The organism is Bacteroidales bacterium (assembly GCA_012517825.1).
Classification (GTDB): Bacteria; Bacteroidota; Bacteroidia; order Bacteroidales; family JAAYUG01; genus JAAYUG01.
The window spans coordinates 30,149-47,476 of the sequence record JAAYUG010000147.1 but is presented as its reverse complement, the minus strand read 5'-3'; the positions used below and the strand labels follow the sequence as shown (position 1 = coordinate 47,476).

13 protein-coding genes are annotated in these 17,328 nt (G+C 47.3%); 6 read left to right on the top strand and 7 right to left on the bottom strand.

All coding sequences use genetic code 11. The features are described from left to right. Positions 1-929, bottom strand: a 929-nt coding sequence (locus GX419_10390) for a hypothetical protein (protein ID NLI25101.1), incomplete at its 3' end; no start/stop codon positions are given. A 244-nt stretch (positions 930-1,173) separates the two neighbouring features. Here GX419_10390 and GX419_10385 point away from each other — a divergent pair. After that, the gene (locus GX419_10385; GenBank protein NLI25100.1) at positions 1,174-4,926 is read left to right on the top strand and encodes a hypothetical protein; all 3,753 of its coding nucleotides are present in this window, start codon (positions 1,174-1,176) and stop codon (positions 4,924-4,926) included. Positions 4,927-4,946: 20 nt separating this feature from the next. Here the strand turns inward: GX419_10385 and GX419_10380 are convergent, their stop codons facing one another. Beyond that, a complete protein-coding gene (locus GX419_10380) occupies positions 4,947-6,116 on the bottom strand; it encodes a hypothetical protein (protein ID NLI25099.1) in 1,170 nt (389 codons plus the stop codon). 195 nt (positions 6,117-6,311) lie between these two features. Between GX419_10380 and mnmD the strand changes: the two genes are divergently transcribed. The 3 genes from mnmD to GX419_10365 all read left to right on the top strand — a co-directional run bounded on the left by mnmD (position 6,312) and on the right by GX419_10365 (position 8,538). Continuing rightward, complete coding sequence (mnmD, locus tag GX419_10375) at positions 6,312-6,983, top strand: tRNA (5-methylaminomethyl-2-thiouridine)(34)-methyltransferase MnmD (GenBank protein NLI25098.1); 672 nt, start codon at positions 6,312-6,314, stop codon at positions 6,981-6,983. A gap of 129 nt (positions 6,984-7,112) precedes the next feature. Continuing rightward, positions 7,113-7,811: an FKBP-type peptidyl-prolyl cis-trans isomerase gene (locus tag GX419_10370; protein NLI25097.1), complete on the top strand. Its 699-nt coding sequence runs from the start codon at positions 7,113-7,115 to the stop codon at positions 7,809-7,811. 25 nt (positions 7,812-7,836) lie between these two features. Beyond that, a complete protein-coding gene (locus GX419_10365; protein ID NLI25096.1) occupies positions 7,837-8,538 on the top strand; it encodes an FKBP-type peptidyl-prolyl cis-trans isomerase in 702 nt (233 codons plus the stop codon). Between the two features lie 52 nt (positions 8,539-8,590). On the opposite strand, the gene GX419_10360 is transcribed toward GX419_10365, so the two are convergent. Both GX419_10360 and GX419_10355 read right to left on the bottom strand, forming a co-directional pair. Further along, positions 8,591-8,977 (bottom strand): hypothetical protein, encoded by a 387-nt coding sequence (locus tag GX419_10360; protein NLI25095.1) that lies wholly within the window; start codon positions 8,975-8,977, stop codon positions 8,591-8,593. Positions 8,978-8,993: 16 nt separating this feature from the next. Continuing rightward, entirely contained in the window at positions 8,994-9,548 is a 555-nt protein-coding gene (locus tag GX419_10355) for an RNA polymerase sigma factor (protein ID NLI25094.1), read from the bottom strand. Between the two features lie 259 nt (positions 9,549-9,807). On the opposite strand from GX419_10355, the gene GX419_10350 reads away from it, so the two are divergent. Further along, the gene (locus GX419_10350; protein ID NLI25093.1) at positions 9,808-10,152 is read left to right on the top strand and encodes a hypothetical protein; all 345 of its coding nucleotides are present in this window, start codon (positions 9,808-9,810) and stop codon (positions 10,150-10,152) included. Positions 10,153-10,224: 72 nt separating this feature from the next. Here GX419_10350 and GX419_10345 read toward each other — a convergent pair whose 3' ends face one another. From GX419_10345 to GX419_10335, 3 genes are read right to left on the bottom strand one after another with little or no spacing between them, the layout of a single operon-like run. Beyond that, positions 10,225-11,517, bottom strand: coding sequence for a peptidase M64 (locus GX419_10345; GenBank protein NLI25092.1), 1,293 nt, complete (start codon positions 11,515-11,517; stop codon positions 10,225-10,227). A 31-nt stretch (positions 11,518-11,548) separates the two neighbouring features. Next, positions 11,549-13,531: a glycoside hydrolase family 3 protein gene (locus tag GX419_10340; protein NLI25091.1), complete on the bottom strand. Its 1,983-nt coding sequence runs from the start codon at positions 13,529-13,531 to the stop codon at positions 11,549-11,551. A gap of 10 nt (positions 13,532-13,541) precedes the next feature. Next, complete coding sequence (locus tag GX419_10335) at positions 13,542-14,657, bottom strand: DUF1624 domain-containing protein (GenBank protein NLI25090.1); 1,116 nt, start codon at positions 14,655-14,657, stop codon at positions 13,542-13,544. A 64-nt stretch (positions 14,658-14,721) separates the two neighbouring features. On the opposite strand from GX419_10335, the gene GX419_10330 reads away from it, so the two are divergent. Further along, complete coding sequence (locus tag GX419_10330; protein ID NLI25089.1) at positions 14,722-17,307, top strand: family 20 glycosylhydrolase; 2,586 nt, start codon at positions 14,722-14,724, stop codon at positions 17,305-17,307. Positions 17,308-17,328 lie beyond the last annotated feature (21 nt).

The following is a 17,328-nucleotide window of genomic DNA, read 5'->3' as shown; positions in this document are numbered from 1 at the left end:
CCTTTGGTGGGGGTACGTGTCCCTACGGCAAATCCTCCCTTTCCTCCCTTGGCAATCTGCTCTTCCAAAGTTATTCGCACACTGTCAGGCGTAACCAGCATAATATCACCCGTGAGGGCTCCCTTGGAAGGAGACCGGCCACCGATAGCAAAACCACCCTTGCCCCCTTTTCCCGGAAGGTCTTCAATATAAATTCTTACCCCCTGCTCATAAACAACAAAAACAGGCTCTCCATTACGGTTTTTCACAACAAAAAGCGCCGAATCAGCGTTCATCGATGCATCACCCTGAATCTCAAACTTACCCTGGGGTGTTGAACTGCCAATACCTATCCACCCGTTATCCAGAAGAGCAAAATTTGTTTTACCGGCACTGTTCTGAAAATAAAAGCCATTCCCCGCATTCCTGGTGCGAAACTTCATTCCCTGGGAATCATAGAAAATATTGCCGTAATACCCTCCTGTGTTGGCCTCCAGCCGCAGGTAGTTGTCAGGCTGGCTTCCGGTTCCTTTTATATGCAATAAAGCAGAAGGCACCGTCTGATTGATGCCAATGTTCCCGTTGTTATCGACAACCAATGCATTGGAAGGACTTCCGTCAGGCGCTGTCAGGCTCGAAACGCCAAACGAAAGCAAGCTCACCCAGGTTGTGCCGTTGAACATATATACGGCATTCGCCGTGGTATTGAATACAAGCAAACCCACGGAAGGAGCGCTGATAGCATTCATCTGCGCTGTGGTAAGCCGGGGAAGCAAAAAGCCCCTGGAGGTAGAATTCACGTCCAGTATGGCTGAAGCATGCGGACTGTAGCCATCGACATCGGTTACAGCAACATTCTGCCCGAAAGTCACACCTGAATGCAACAAAATACAGCAGAAAACTATTGCCGCGAATGTCGAACCTGATAATAAACGGTAAATGTTTTTCATATCCGGAAATTACAGTTTGTTTAAAAGTACCCAAACTGCCTCGTTTTCTATCCGTCATTCGTAAAAAATTCGGTCTAAATTAATTTAAATACTAAAATACTTATTTTCAGTACATTACCTCAAAAAACCTATTGGAATTTAATTTTCATTCAAATACATATTTACGATGTTCGTCACATTAGGGCTGGTTTTATGGTCAAATTTCCCAAAATGATTTACATTCGTAAAGGTTCTGTTGCTGTTTATGATATTTCTGTCCAGAAAAGCGGTCTGTTTTATCCTGTTGCATTTCCTGTTACTTGCTGTGAATGGCCAGGGAATCAAGATTTCGGCAGGAAGTGAACAGGCTGTCTTGCTAAAGGAAAATGCAGCGACAGGCAAGGAACTGGTGTTTTTAACTCCCTCCCTGATCCTGGATACTGTTAAGGTTTCGGGGCAAACTTACTTCACAGTGCATAGCCGGGGCATGGGAAAAGACGACCTTCCGGGGCAGCCTTTTTTGCCTGTCTTTCATCAGCTGATATCGTTGCGGAACATAAAAAACTTTCACTTTGTAATTGAGTCTGATACACTCCTTTCCCTGCCGGTACCCGCTGTTCCGCTGCTTCCCATTCCTCAGCCGGTGTTAACCGGAGCCGAAAGCAGTTCACCTCTTTTTACCGCAGATATCAGAACCTACCAGCGGGATGCATGGTACCCTGACTCCGCCTGTGTGACAATGATAAAACAGGGCACCTTGAGCGGGGAGCCCATAGGATTGCTTACCATCAGGCCGGTATATTACAATCCGGTACAAGGCACGCTCCGTATTATCCGAAAAATAAGAATTCAGCCGGAAGAAGGCTTCACGCCCTCAGAAGGTGCAAAGTCGGCTCTCATTAACAAGATGCTGCAGCACAAGATATTATACCTGGGGCAGCAACTGAAAGACACCATGACGCGTATGCCCATATCCTACGTAATTCTGGCCGACACCATGTTCCGGCAGGTTCTGCAGCCCTTTATCAAATGGAAGAAACAGATCGGATACCACATAACCGTGGTGTACAAAGGAGAAAACGGGGTCGGGAATACCGCGGAAGCTATGCACGAAAAGCTCAGGGAAATTTTCATGAATTCCTCTGCCGACAATCCGCCCCCCACCTACCTCCTGATCTGCGGAGACCATGAGGTAATTCCTGCCTTTTACGGAAAAACATCAGGCCATCTGACCGATCTCTATTATGCAGAATATAACGGAAACAACGATTATCTGCCGGAAGTCTATTACGGACGCATGTCAGCCCGCACGCCTGAGCAACTTAAAAATCAGCTCGATAAGACAATTGAATACGAAAAATGCCTCCTTCCTTCAACAGAGTATCTTGATACAGCCATGCTGATAGCCGGGGTTGACTATACCTATGCTCCTACTTATGGAAACGGACAAATTAATTATGCATCCGCAAATTATTTCAATTCCTCCAACGGGGTGAATGCCCACCTATTTCTTCATCCCGAATCCGGCTCCCTGCGCGATTCCATTCTTAAGCTGATGAACCGGGGAGTCGGGTTTATTAATTATACCGGGCATGGAGAAGACGACCGCTGGATGAATCCCAACATCACCACCACCGACCTGGATTCCCTGAAGAACTGGCATAAATACCCGGTAGTAATTACCAATGGCTGCAGAACCAATGCATTCGGGTATGAACAGAGTTTCGGCGAGGCACTTCTTCGCCCGGCCGGCAGAGGAGCTGTGGGCCATATCGGAGGGACCAACGACACATACTGGGATGAAGACTATTACTGGGCGGTGGGAGTTGGCACCATATCGGCCCATCCCGAATATGAAAGTACTTCGCCGGGGGCATTTGACCGTCTTTTCCATACGCATGGAGAGGATATCACGGAGTGGTATACAACTCTGGGGCAGATCATTTTTGCCGGGAATCTGGCCGTGATGGAAAGCGGATCATCCCGTACACGGTATTACTGGGAAGTTTACCATCTTCTGGGTGATCCCTCCCTGCCGGTATATCTTCGCAAACCTGAACCTCAGGCTTGTCTTTATCCGGAATCCCTTCCGGAAGGCATTAACAGCCTGACCCTTCCTGCAGAACCGGATGCCTATGCATCTCTTAGCCTGAACGGGGAACCATTTGATGCCACAACCACCGGGAAACAGGGGCTTGCGTCCTTTTCCTTTGAGCCGTTGCATGCAGGCGATACAGTGACTCTCTTTGTCAGCAAACCAAACCGGAAACCCGTCATTGCAGGGATTCCGGTTACCAGTCTTTCCGGTGCCTGCATTGTTTACACCGGTGACACACTGAACGAACTGCAGAGCGTTTCTTACAACCATAGGGCCGAACGCGGCGAAGTCCTCTCCATGGGAATCCGCATAAAGAACATTGGCAAGAGCGAAGCAGCCAACCTGAAACTCACCCTTCATTCGAACGACAGCCTGCTTCGTGTAATTGATTCCGTCCTTGTGATCAATTCCATAATGGCCGGACAGGAACTTTTTTCCGATACCGGCTTTCGGATCAAGGTTTCGGATATTGTACCCAACAAGCATGCCGTATTGATGCACCTCACAGCATCCGCTACTGCCGGGTCATGGACATCCCTGTTCCCGCTTACCCTGTACGCACCCAAACCCGAAATTTGCCGGATCATTTATGACGACAGCCAGACAGGCAACGGAAATTATTCACCCGATCCCGGAGAGCATTTCTTCCTGAACGTCCTTGTGACCAACACCGGAAGCAGTCTGATGAACTCCTGGCCATTTGCTGTTGCTGCACTCAACGACGGAGTAACACTTCTCTCCCAGACAATTACGGTACAATCACTTGCGTCCGGCGATTCTGCCCTGCTAACGACCGGGGGCGTTGTTCATGAAAGCCTCTCAGAAGGCGATTCCGTACAACTTAAGGTTTCATCCGACGTGGACGGATACCCAACCGAAAAGACCCTTACCCTTTTCACCGGCGGTATCAGCGACGACTATGAATCGGGTTCACTGCATCATCTTCCCTATGTTATGGGAGGTGATTCCGACTGGATGCCTGACACCTGGATGCCCTATGAAGGCCGCTACTGTGCCAGATCGGGAGTAACCGGCGATTCGAAATCCTCTGTCATGCAAATCCGTGTATTTTATCCTGAAAACGGAAAGATTGCTTTTGCCTATCGCGTATCATCAGAATCAGGCTATGATTTCTTTGATTTTCTGATGGACGAGGAGAAAGTCCTCCGCAGGAGCGGAACTATCCCCTGGACCAGCGCATCATGGCCGGTAAGTCAGGGATGGCATACTTTTACCTGGAAATACAGCAAAGACAATAACACCAGCCGGGGAAAGGATGCTGCATGGATTGACAATCTGCTGATGGTTCCCGCCATTACCGATACCACAGCCAATCTGCGCCTCGCTGAAATACTCCGGCCGGCAAAAGACTCCTCCTGGGGCGAATTTGTCCGTCCTCTAATCCGTATTCTTAACCGAAGTCAGGTACCTGTCAGCAATCCGACAGTTTACATATCCATTAACAACGGTGACCCTATGATGGCCGTGGCGGAACTGGAGCTTCTGCCCGGAAATTCCTACGATTTTGAGTTTCCTCAACCCGTTGAACTCACTGTCGCCGGCGATTATCTCCTTACAGCATGGCTTAGCCATCCCCGGGATGCCTTCCCGCAGGACGACACATTGCAGGTAACCTTCAGAAGAACCGGCATTACTCCGCCGCCTGACACCACCCCATTTACCCTCTGGCCTGTGCCTGTTTCGCAGGTACTGTATGTCTCCACCAGCGGACTGAACGAAAAACTGCTGTTCCGGATCATCAGCATTACCGGAAGAACCATACTGGAAGGAAATCTCCGCGAAAACTGCCTTTCCTATCCAATCTATGTCGGAAATCTTCCCAACGGGATTTACCTCTTACGGCTGAATACCTCGCAGGGAAAAACGCTGAAGAACAAATACTTTGTTGTACAGCATTAACCCTTCACACTGCTTTTGCCTCAGAAATACTTTGCCAATGCTGCCGGAGAAGTGCAACCCGACATTTCCAGCAGCTTGTCCATCGGCAGGTTTTTTTGCTTTAACCGGTACAAAAAAGTTCGCCGGGCAGATTCCATGGTGACCAGTTTCCAGAAAGGAAATTCCCTCACCTGTGGCTCTCCCAGTTTATTCCGGATCTGGGTAACATTTCTTTGCAACCCGGCCTTCAGGGCACCACTGCGCAGCATTGCATTCAGTTTTGCCTGATAAGGACGGCCGTAATATCCGTCGGCAAGAAACCCCAGAAACAATCGTATGGTATCTTTTTCATTTTCTGAAAGATAAATATTTCTTTCCCTCTTTCCCGGCACATGGAGCACTGCATCCGAAAGAGAATCCCTTTTCAACAGCCGGATTTCTTCAGCCCGTAAGCCTGTATAGCAGACAGTGAGAAGAAGAACTGCCTCCGGTTGATTTACCCCGCTTTGAATGAACTCCTGCAATCTGGTCACTTCCTCTTCAGTAAGCCAGATCTGTTCGTTCTTATTATATCCGGCAGGATAGAGCAATCCGCGAACATCGTGACGCGGAGTATCTGTCATGTACCCGTGCTTTCCCGCCCATTCCAGAAAGGAGCCCAGCATTCTGAAATAAGCTGCTACAGTTTGGTCACTCTGATCACAGACATGAAAAAGATAGGAACGGAAGGATGTAAGAAACGATGCATGCATGCCGGGAAGAGTCAACGTTCCACCTGACGTTGAGGCGAATTTTTCCAGCAAGCCCAGCAGGGATTTCCACTTCCGTACGGTTGAAAGCGTATAACCCCTGCTCCTTTGCTCAAGAAAGTTCAGAAAGGCTTCATGAAAGTCGGTCTGCCTCCGGGCAATTTCTTCCTGCAAGAGCTTATGAAAGGTTTTTCTGTATTCCAGCGCGGACGGATGTTGAACACAGATTGCTCTGATGGATTGTTCAGCCATATTAAGATATCCGTTGATCAGGGGAGCTCCGGGGACCCGACCGGAAACCCTTCCCGACTTTCGGTCCCAATGTTCCACCTGTACCTCCCTGTTCAAACTGAATACACGAACTCTTTCTCCGCATCTTACCCGGCAGTAAATCTTTTTTGTACCCTTTTTGGATGGTATGTTGGAAGAATAATATAAAAAATAGCTTATTTTCGTATTCATTTTATATTATTTAAATAATTTATATAACAAAAATAAAAATTTATATTTTGATTTATAATATTTTATAAAATTTTTCTTAAATATTTTATTAGATTTTTATAATCTAATAATTTATCATTAAATCAGCATCTTTCGTAAACAAACTGCTGCCAGCTCTTTCCTTAGTCTGACCAGGATGTTTACATTTGCAGTTCAATGGCTCATTCAGATCAGCAAAAAATAGTACTGACGGCTGATGGCTCACACAGTATTGCCGACAGCCGGACGGGGGAAACCTATCATTCCGTCCACGGAGCCATTACTGAGTCGTTACATGTATTTCTCCGGCATGGTTTTCAGGCAATTAACAAAAAAGAAATTTTTCTGCTGGAAGTTGGGTTCGGGACGGGACTAAATGCATTGCTGACCCTTCAGGAGGCAGCCCGAACAGGGCAGAAGGTGCACTATGTGGCACTTGAACCTTTTCCTTTATCCATGGAAACGGTTCGCCTGCTGAACTACCCTGCCCTGCTGCCTGGTGATCCGTCTGCCTGGTTTATTAAGCTTCATGAGGCACCATGGGAAACAGAAGTATCTATTGTTCCTGATTTTTATCTGATAAAGCACAAAACCCGGCTGGAACATTTTGAGACGAATCACCGTTTTGACCTCGTGTATTTTGATGCCTTCTCACCGGTTGTACAGCCTTTATTATGGCAGAAGCCCATTTTTGACCGCCTGCATTCCCTCATGGCGTCTTCCTCCATTCTGGTTACCTATGCTGCCAAAGGCCAGGTAAGGAGGAATATGCAGGAAGCAGGATTCCGGACGGAGCGCCTGCCAGGGGCGCCCGGAAAGCGGGAAATGCTGAGAGCAAGAAAGATATAGCCAATGGTTGAAGGAAGAGGAAAAAAAACAGCCGACTTTCTATAAAATCCCGAATAAATTCGCTTCCTTTACATCTTCATTTTAAATGCTACTTGATTCATGAAAAAATCCATCATCCTCATGCTTCTGATGGTTCCCTGCATCCTCTTTGCGCAGAAACCATCAAAAAAAGGGACCATCCAGCTTAAGAACGAACTCGATTCCGTTTCGTATGCCCTTGGTTTAAGTCTGGGAAACAGTCTTAAGCAAAACAACCTCAGCAATGTCAATACAGATTTGCTGGTAACCGGAATCCGGCAAATGATTTCGCAGGATGCAAAGCCTTTGTTTGACGAATCGGCTGCCAATGATATCATCCGGGCTTATCTTACAAAAACTTTTGCTGCTGAAAATGCTGCCTATCTGAAGGAAAGCAAAAAGTTTCTTGAGGAAAACAGCAAGAAAGAAGGCGTGGTAACCCTTCCCAGCGGATTGCAATATATGGTTCTTAAGGAAGGTACCGGTGAGAAACCTCTGGAAACAGACTATGTAACCACGCATTATACCGGCATGACCACCGACGGGAAGGTTTTTGACAGCTCTGTGGAACGCGGCGAACCCGTTACTTTCCCTCTGAACGGAGTAATCCGTGGCTGGACTGAAGCACTTCAGCTGATGAAGGTTGGATCCAAATGGAGAATTTTCATTCCTCCCGACATGGCCTATGGAGAAAATCCTCCGCCAAACAGTGGCATTAAGCCCAATCAGGTGCTCATTTTCGATGTCGAACTCATTTCGGTTCAGAAGAATGAAACACCTGTCGAAGAAGAACAATCACCAAATCAATAATCTGTAATTAAAATTTCAACGTATTATGAAGCATTATTCTCTTATTCTGGTATCATTATTGGTATTAAGTTCCTGCGGCAATAAAAAGATTCCCAGTGTAGCCCTTAAAAATGCAGAAGATTCTGTAAGCTACTACATTGGTGTTCATCTGGCCAATCAGTATCTGCTTACCAATGGAACGGACTCCTTTATTAACATTAACGCCTTTGCTATGGGGGCAAAGGATGCTCTTGATAAAAAGGTGACCACCGACAAGTCGCAGGTATTAATGTACATTCAGGAGTACTTCACCAAGAAGTTCTACAAACAGGCTGATGACAATAAAAAGGCTGCCGAAGATTTTCTGGCAAAAAATAAGGAAGCAGAAGGTGTTATGACTGATTCAACAGGATTGCAGTACAAAGTTGAACGGCTTGGTACCGGGCCCAAACCAGGACCTGAGGATCTGGTAACCGTGAAATATGAAGGTTCTCTTTTGAACGGCGAGGTATTTGACAGCAATATGAACGATTCTGTCCCGGCCCAGTTTCATTTGAACCAGGTTATACCCGGCTGGTCGCGCGGACTTCAGCTGATGCCTGCCGGCTCACGCTACAAATTGTTCATTCCTCCTGATATGGCATACGGAATGAGACCTCCTACGGAAAAAATTGCACCCAACTCCCTGCTTATTTTTACCGTTGAACTGCTTGATGTAAAAAAAGCTGAAACACCTAAAAAGAAATAAATAGCCTGACACTTTAAAAAACGCTCCGGGAACCTGCCAGAGCGTTTTTTATTTAATGTTTTCTCCTAATGAATTGCCTTATCAGATAATCTTCAGAAAGGTATACAATCAACGATACAAAGCTCAGAAATACCGGCCAGAGAGGAAAATCAGGCAATGGAATTCTGACCACCGGCAGGTTCTGCAGTACGTTATTTATGAAACCGGTGATGAAACCGGACGAGCCGGAAGTGTTTTTCCCGAAGAAACCCGCCAGAAGCAGGCTCAGAGTTGCCAGGAGTGCTATGCTATACCAGATGCCGCGGCTGATGACAGGAGAATCTGTTTTTACCGGTTTCTCTGATTCAGCCGCAATCAGGTTCATGAGCCTCCCGGAAAATCCCTCAGGAGCTTCCCGTATTCCCGCATTAAGGAAGATTTTTCTCAATTCATCATCCATATCCCTGGTTTTTTGGCTATTTTTCATAAACATAACAGGATAAAATTTCGTACAGCTTTTTTCTGGCTCTGAACAAACGAATCTTTACGTTGGAAGGAGAGAGTCCTGTAACCCCGCACAAAGTCCTGACATCGTAATCCTGAAGATAGTACAGGGAAACAATTACCCGGTCCGTCTCATCAAGCTTCAGCAGGGCCTTATCCAGTTGATCCCGGCCAATCTCGTCCGTACCATCCCCCTCGTCCTCGGTCAGCTCGCTCAGATTAGTGTTTCCTTTCTGCTCGATGGAAACAAAATGAATTTTCCGTTTCCGCACGGCCGAAATAGCTGAATGATAAACAATACTGTAAAGCCAGGTTGAAAAATGCGCATGGTTTTTCAGGCTTCCGAGTGATTTGTAGGCTTTCAGAAAGGCATCCTGACATACCTCTTCTGCTTCCCCTTCGTCATTAAGCACCCTGTATGCCAGCGTAAATGCCATATGCTGGTAGCGATCAATCAGATACTTCAACGCTCCGGTATTGCCGGCAAGAACCTGACCAATATAATATGCATCAGACTGCTTTTCCATTCTCTCAGTATAGACGCATAAAAATTCTTCCGGTTACACTTCTCTTTCAAAGGTACGCAATATCCTCCCAAAACGTTGAAATTATGAAAATGCATTCCGTTTGAGGAATGTCTCAAAACTTTTTTCGACTTCAGACCCCTGCCAAAGTGTAATGCCCATCGACAAAGGCCTGCATTAAAGAACGAAAGCCGAAAACCAAACAATGTAACCAAACCGGAAAAGATGCGTCAAATAGGCAAAACCATTAAAACATATAACTATGGATCATGTTGTTGCAGTACTTGTTTCGCTGGCTTTTTTTGCCACGATTTTCGGATGGGTTTATGTGTATTATACCACACGGCACAGAGAAAGGATGGCTTTGATAGAAAAAGGGGCTGATGCAAGCATCTTTTCCGGAAAGAACACTTCCTTCTTTGGCCCTCTTTCTACCCTTAAACTGGGTATGTTTTTAACCGGTATTGCTCTTGGTATTCTTGCCGGCAGTCTTCTTACAACGTATACCGGTATAGAAGAGGGTATTGCATATATATCCATGATTTTCCTCTTCGGCGGTCTGTCGCTGGTATTGTTTTACTTCTATGCCAGGAATAAAGAAAAGTAAGCTGTGTAAAACAATCAGAAAACTTTCTGAACAGCCTCCGGTTTTTCAGAAAGTTTTTTATTTCTCCAGCCATCAGTTGTCTGAGATAAAATTCACCATGCGGGTAATGGCTCTTTTGCATACCGGGCAGAAGCCATCGTTCACCACCCCGCGCATGGAACAGTTAATCCATGGACGGTAGATGCCTTTCGCCATGTATCCACCTCCCTCAAAAACACCTATCTTGTTTTTATACTGATCGGAAGGCGGTGTCGGAACAGGGGTTCCCGGTTCGAGCATGTCCTTCCATTTCTTTTCAAATTGAACCAGGGTTGTGATATTGGGTTCCCATGGTTCCTTTTTCAGGTTATAAAAACCCTCGTAGGCAACCTCCGAATCATAATACTCATCAGCCAGGCCGGCAAACGCATGACCAAATTCATGACAAAAAACAAAATAAGAAGCGTTGTTGTCGGCAGTACAAACGGTGTAAAAATTAAAAATACCTCCTCCCCCGTATTTTGTGGTATTAACCAGCACGCAAACAGCATCGTACGGAACCACGGCAGCCACATCATGCATCTTCCAGATATTTTTCACAGAGAGATACCGTTCCGTGCCAAATGTATAAAAATGGGTATCAAAAAGGGTTCGCTTCCATATGGAATCACCCGGAACATCGGTGCCGGATTCATCAGAAGGAGCAAAAACATAGCGAAAGCGTATCTTTTTGCGTAAATCCCTGTATGGAGCCCACGAAAGTAAATTATCAGCAAACCGGGTTGCGTCTCTGATGAATTTTTCCTTTTCGGCCGATGTATACCCCTCGGGCAGAATCACTATATCGAGGGTATTTTCAGCAAGTCCTTCACCGGTTATCGTTCCTGAGGAATAGGCAGGAAGCTGATCCCGGATAATGGCCGGTGAACCCGGATCAATAACCGTTGAGAACAAAGGCTGAAATTCCTGTTCCTTATCGCGCTGGTAGAGAACCACTTTTACCTTTTCCCTGGGGAACGGCAAAAGGATACTTTCCTCAAAAGCAAAAACTTCCGTCCTGGCCTGAGGGGTTGTAAGCCACTCATTAAACAATGTGGAAAATCCACGGCTGTATAACAATGCATTCGTATTCAGATCAAACATTTTCACCATGCATTCGCCGTAGTTGAATGTATCGATCAGGTTTTTCACAGGTCCTCCCCAGAAAGGCTCTTCGATGAGCCGGTACAATGAAATTTCTGATTTCCCGGAAGAACCTGAATGGATATAATCCATGCGCAACGTCCGGCGCAGGAACCGTGCATCAAAGTTCTGGGCGGCAAGAACCGAAAAAACAAGGATTCCGCTCAGTAAGGCCGCAATTCTTGGCCAGGGTATTCTTCTCATAAGAAATTTATTTATCAGGTTTTCTATTCCTTTACCGGTAATGCAAGCCAAATCCAAAAGGAAAGAGCGGATTTTCCGAATCATACGGGAGATCCTCCTTCTGATTTCTCACTGCTTCCATTGAAGAGGGCAACTCAAACGGCAATTTTCCCTCCGGCTGGAACTTGCCGAATATCACATCCAGTACAGCCTCATCATTGGCGCCAAAGTCAGCCAGCAGGGCTACGGCATCAGCCGCAATTTCAGGAATTACGGCCGGCCGGTCAAGATATATGTCAACTATGGTCGGCACCTTGTTCAGTAATCCGAGGATTTCTTCCTTTTGTTTCCCTTTAAAATCAAGATCACCATGATGAAACATCTGTTCGAGAAAACCTTTGCGGGGTTCATAAGGAGCATCAAGGCGAAGAATTGCTATATCGGCCATTTTGGGATCATCCACTACCTCAGCATAACGCGAAGCCACCGCGGGACTGATATTCCGGACGTATATTTTCAGTTTCCCTTTCAGGGGGAGAATGTTGCCTTCACCCACAGTATCATTTTTCAGCAAGGTAATAGCCTTTCGCTGGGAAAGTTCAGCCCATCTGCGGAACTCTTTGTTCCCGACGATCTCAGAAGCTTTTTCCACGTCCACAAAGGGCTGGTCGAACAAACCCAGCTGAAATTTCATTCTCAGCAGGCGTCTTACGGAACTGTCGATGCGGGCTTCGCTGATTTTGCCTTCCTTCACCAGTTTAACCAGAACTTCAGGAATTGCCTCACCGCCAAACTGATCTACTCCAGCTTCTATCACTTTGAGCATGCGTTCTTCGACCGTCTTGTGCATCATACCGTGTGCCCTGGCAGGCAGGATGGTAATGCCAAAAGCTTTGGAATCGGTAAGAAGACCCCAGTCGGTGCAGACAATACCATTAAAATGGTATGTATTTCTGAGCAAGCCGGTAATGATATCCTTGTTGAATCCCATCCCAACGTCTTCTGAAGTTTGGCCAACGGGAATACCGTAATAAGGCATGATTTCAGCCGTTCCTGCCCTGAAAGCGGCTTCGAAGGGGATTAAATGGTATTTGAAATTATTTCCTGGATAAACCTGACCTTTGGTGAACTGAAAGTGGGGATCAAGACCTTCTTTCTGAGGGCCGCCTCCGCTGAAGTGTTTGGTCATGCAGGCTACGCTCCCCGGACCGATACTATCGCCCTGAAACCCTTTGATATACGCATACACCATGCGCGAAGCCAGGGTGGCATCCTCTCCGAAGGTTCCGTTGATACGCGGCCAGCGAGGTTCGGTAGCCAGATCAGCCATAGGATGAAGGGCTACACGGATTCCCACAGCCAGGTACTCCTGCCGTGCAATATCACCATGCTTCCAGGTAAGGAATGAATCACCAATGGCAGCAAAGCCAATGGGCTCGCACCATTGCGAAAAAGAACCTGCCGGTGCTCCGGCCAGAAAATTCTTTGTATAGGCATTCCTCGGGTCCGAAGCAATGGTGACCGGAATCCCCAGACGGGTGCGTTCGGCCAGTTTCTGCAGCCGGTTATACCATACTGCCATGGACCGGGGATCCATGGAGGTATAAATATTAAAATGATTCATGCGCTTTGTGAGCACCATTTCCGAGGTGGGCGGCAAAGCGAACGAAAACGGATCACTGAGAGTGGGTTTTTCCAGCAGGTTTCCATTCTTCCCCATCCCGATCATGGTAATGAACATACATCCGGCCTTTTCTTCCAGTGTCATCTGTGCCAGAAGATCATCCGTACGCTCATCAATTGTACGACGGCTGTCTTCATATACATCCAGCTTCCCGTTCTTGTTCAGGTCGCGGTATTGAAAACCATCATCGGCGGTACGGAACGGCGCCTCAGGCGTCAGAAACTGATAACTCTGCTTCACCGCTTTTGAAGCTTTTGAACCGGTGTGAACCAATGTGCCGGCTACAAAGAGTATCAGCACAAGCACTGCACCCAGAATCACGTAAAGGATAATGCGCAGAATCGTTTTCATACAATACTGGTTAAAGTTTGATAAATATTTTTTTGCGGTACAGAAGCCAGGCAGGAATAAAGATGATGCACACATAAAGGAAGGCGTAAAGGGCACTGACCAGCTGGGGCGGAAGACAGGCTCCGGTAAACAACCTGAAAAAATGCATGTTCAGGCTGTCTCCCCCGACTTTCAGTTGGTAGAACAACGGGGAAAGGATGCCGGCCAGCACATAAACCGTAATCGCATTGGAGCCAAAAATGACGCCCGGTTTTGCAAAACGCACATACCCGAGCACATCCACAACAAACATCGTAACGGCAAGTGTCATAGCAGCCAGTCCGGAGGTAAACAGCACAAAGGAACTGGTCCACAGGTTTTTATTGATGGGAAAGAACCAACCCCAGATGCGGCCGAGTATGAGAACACAAAAACCGGCACTGAACAGAAGAATAATCTTTCGTTCCTGTGTCTGGTCGCTTTTAAGAAGGATTCCGGCCAGCACACCGGTCATTCCCGTAACCACAGCCGGGAAGGTACTCAGAATACCTTCCGGATCCCATGTACCCTGCCACATGGCGCCCGGCAAAAGTTGATTATCAACCCAGGCAGCCAGATTTACCCCCGGTTCGAGCATGGGAATCCCTGCTCCGGGAACGGGAACAAACATCATCACAATCCAGTAAACAACAAGAACCGCCGCTCCGATGATTACCTGCCAGCGAAGTGAAACATGCAGAAAAAGGAAAGAGCAGATAAGATACACTATTGCTATTCGCTGTAAAACACCGGTAATACGCAATTCCGACAGATGGAAATCAGGGATCAGTCCGAGCGCATTCAGAATCAGCCCGACAGCAAAAATTTTCACCGCCCGCCAGATGATTTTCCGGTGAAGGGGTGACATTGAACCGGCCTGCTGTTTTCGTTTTGTTAGGCTCAGTACGATGGAAACACCAACTATGAAAAGAAAAAAAGGAAAAATGAGGTCTGTCGGCGTCCACCCATTCCAGCGGGCATGCTCAAGGGGAGGGAATACATGTTCCCCGTTTCCCGGAAAATTGACAAGGATCATGGCGGCAATGGTAAATCCCCTGAAAGCATCGAGGCTGACAAGACGACCGGACGAATTTTCTTCCGTATTCATGATATGACGAATTTCGTTGTAAATTAGAAACGAAATTTACACGTTTTTTTTAATCTCCTGTTGTATGAAGAATTGTTTTTCCCTCGTTATTCCGGCCGTATTGTTTCTCCTGCTATACGGCTGTTCCGGCATGTCTTCCGACCCGTTTGACAAACTTTCTGTTGAATGGAAATTGTACAGTAATTCTCCCGACCAGGGTGGTACCTGTCATACGGCATTTATTTTTCACAATCGGGGAAACAAAGAGTTTACCGGTTCTGACTGGATGCTGTATTTCAACCAGATGGGGGCCATACCGCGCAAAGACGCTCCGGCCCAGGCGGCATCGGTGGAACACCTGGGAGGAGATTTTTACCGGCTTGTGCCGGCCGCCGGTTTCAGGATTCCTCCTGCCGATTCGCTGATTGTTCATTGCTATATGCGCGGATGGGTTCTGAAAAAAACTGACGCACCCTCAGGGCTTTATTTTGTGGTCCATCAGGGCGGCAAAGAAAAGATTCTTCGGGTAAAAGATTTTTCTGCTGCCGGGTTTCCTCATCCCGACAGCCTGAATCCCTTCAGAGGAATGATAACCATGCCCGATGCAGGTTCCCTGTTCAAAGAAAATGCGTCAATAAACCAGGGTACCGTCAGTGAAGGAAAGGTATGCATTGTACCAACACCGGTTCAGCAGAAAGAACTGGACGGAGAGCTTGAAATTTCGGCTTCTGTCAACATCTATTACATGAAAGGACTGGAAAATGAGGCATCCTACCTTTCTGCCCTGCTCGAGAAAATTACCGGCGTACGGATTGGAAAAACTGAGGGTAACAAACCAGGCCCAAAATCCATTATTCTGAAAAAAGGAAATGTGCTGCCGGAAGAAAATAACCCGGAGGCATATCATCTTACGGTATCACCTTCGGAAGGGGTTGTGGTAGAAGGAAACACTGCGGCAGGAGTTTTTTACGGAATTCAAAGCCTGCTCAGGTTGATTCCCCTGAATGCAATGCAAAACAGGGTAACTACATTCCGGATACCTGCCGCAGAGATCACGGATGCGCCCAGATTTGGATACCGGGGACTGCATTTTGACGTAGCCCGCAATTTCAGCAACAAAGAAACCATACTCAAACTGATTGACCTTCTGGCATTTTATAAACTGAACACCCTGCATCTGCATCTTACCGATGATGAAGGGTGGAGAATTGAAATACCCGCCCTTCCTGAACTGACATCCATCGGAAGCAAGCGGGCTCATACGCTGACGGATGCCAACTGGCTGCATCCGTCGTATGGGTCAGGACCGTATGCCGATCCGGCCAGTTCCCGAGGCACCGGCTATTACTCGACACGGGAATTTGTTGAGATTCTCCGTTATGCCACCGAACGGCATATTGTTGTCATTCCTGAAATTAACTTTCCCGGCCATGCCCGCGCTGCCATCAAATCTATGGAAGCCCGGTATAAAAAACTGATAAGCCAGAATCAACCCGAAAAAGCAGAAGAATTCCGTCTGATCGACCCGGCCGACAGCTCGGTGTATCTTTCAGCTCAGGCATACAACGATAATGTGGTATGTGTGGTGCGCGAATCGGTGTACCATTTTTATGAAACGGTAGTCAAAACGCTGGCCGAAATGTACCGGCAGGCCGGGGCCCCGTTCCAGTTCATTCATACAGGAGGGGATGAAGTTCCATCCGGTGCATGGACAAAATCTCCTATGTGCGCAGTATTTCTGGGTCAGCACCCTGAAATTGGCGGACCGGAAAATCTTCAGGCATACTTTTTTGAACGGCTGGTCAGCATCCTGAAGCCCTACCATCTGATGATCGGCGGATGGGAAGAAGTTGCCCTGAAACGGGGCGGCGAAAGAGGGTACATGCCCAATCCTTCTCTGACAGGCCAGCAGGTTGTTCCATACGTATGGAACAGTCTGGGTGATAACCTTGACCTCGGGTACAGGCTTGCCAACACAGGTTACCCGGTAGTTCTTTGCTTCGTAAAAAATTTCTATTTTGACCTGGCTTACAGCGCTGACCCGGAAGAACCCGGACTCTACTGGGGCGGTTTTGTCGACGAAAAGAAGCCTTTCTTCCTGATGCCTTATGATGTCTTCCGTTCAACCTTCTGGGATGATTTTGGCCGGCCGGTTGATCCTGAGAAGGCATATGCAAAACTGGAACGCCTGAAACCTGAAGCAAAGAAAAATATACTCGGACTGCAGGCCGAATTGTGGAGCGAAACCCTCCGAAAACCCGAAATGGTTGAGTACTACCTGTTACCCAAGCTTATTTCATTTGCCGAACGGGCATGGTCGCCTGCTCCTGCCTGGGAAAACCTTGCCGGCACAGAAGAAAGAATAGCCGGAATGATGGCCGACTGGAACAGGTTTTCAGCCAAAATAGCTGCCTGTGAGTTTCCAAAACTTGATGTTCTGAACGGTGGATTTATCTACCGGGTACCCCCTCCGGGCGCTGTTATTGAAAACGGTATCCTGAAGGCAAACACAGCATATCCTGGTCTGCAGATCCGCTACACTGCCGACGGATCAGAACCGGGAACCACATCACCGCTCTACTCAGGCCCGGTTCAGGTAAACGGTCCAGTGCGCCTTAAAGCCTTTACCGCCTCGGGAAAAGAGAGCAGAACTGTAACGGTAATGCCCTGAAAAAACAATTTATTATTTACA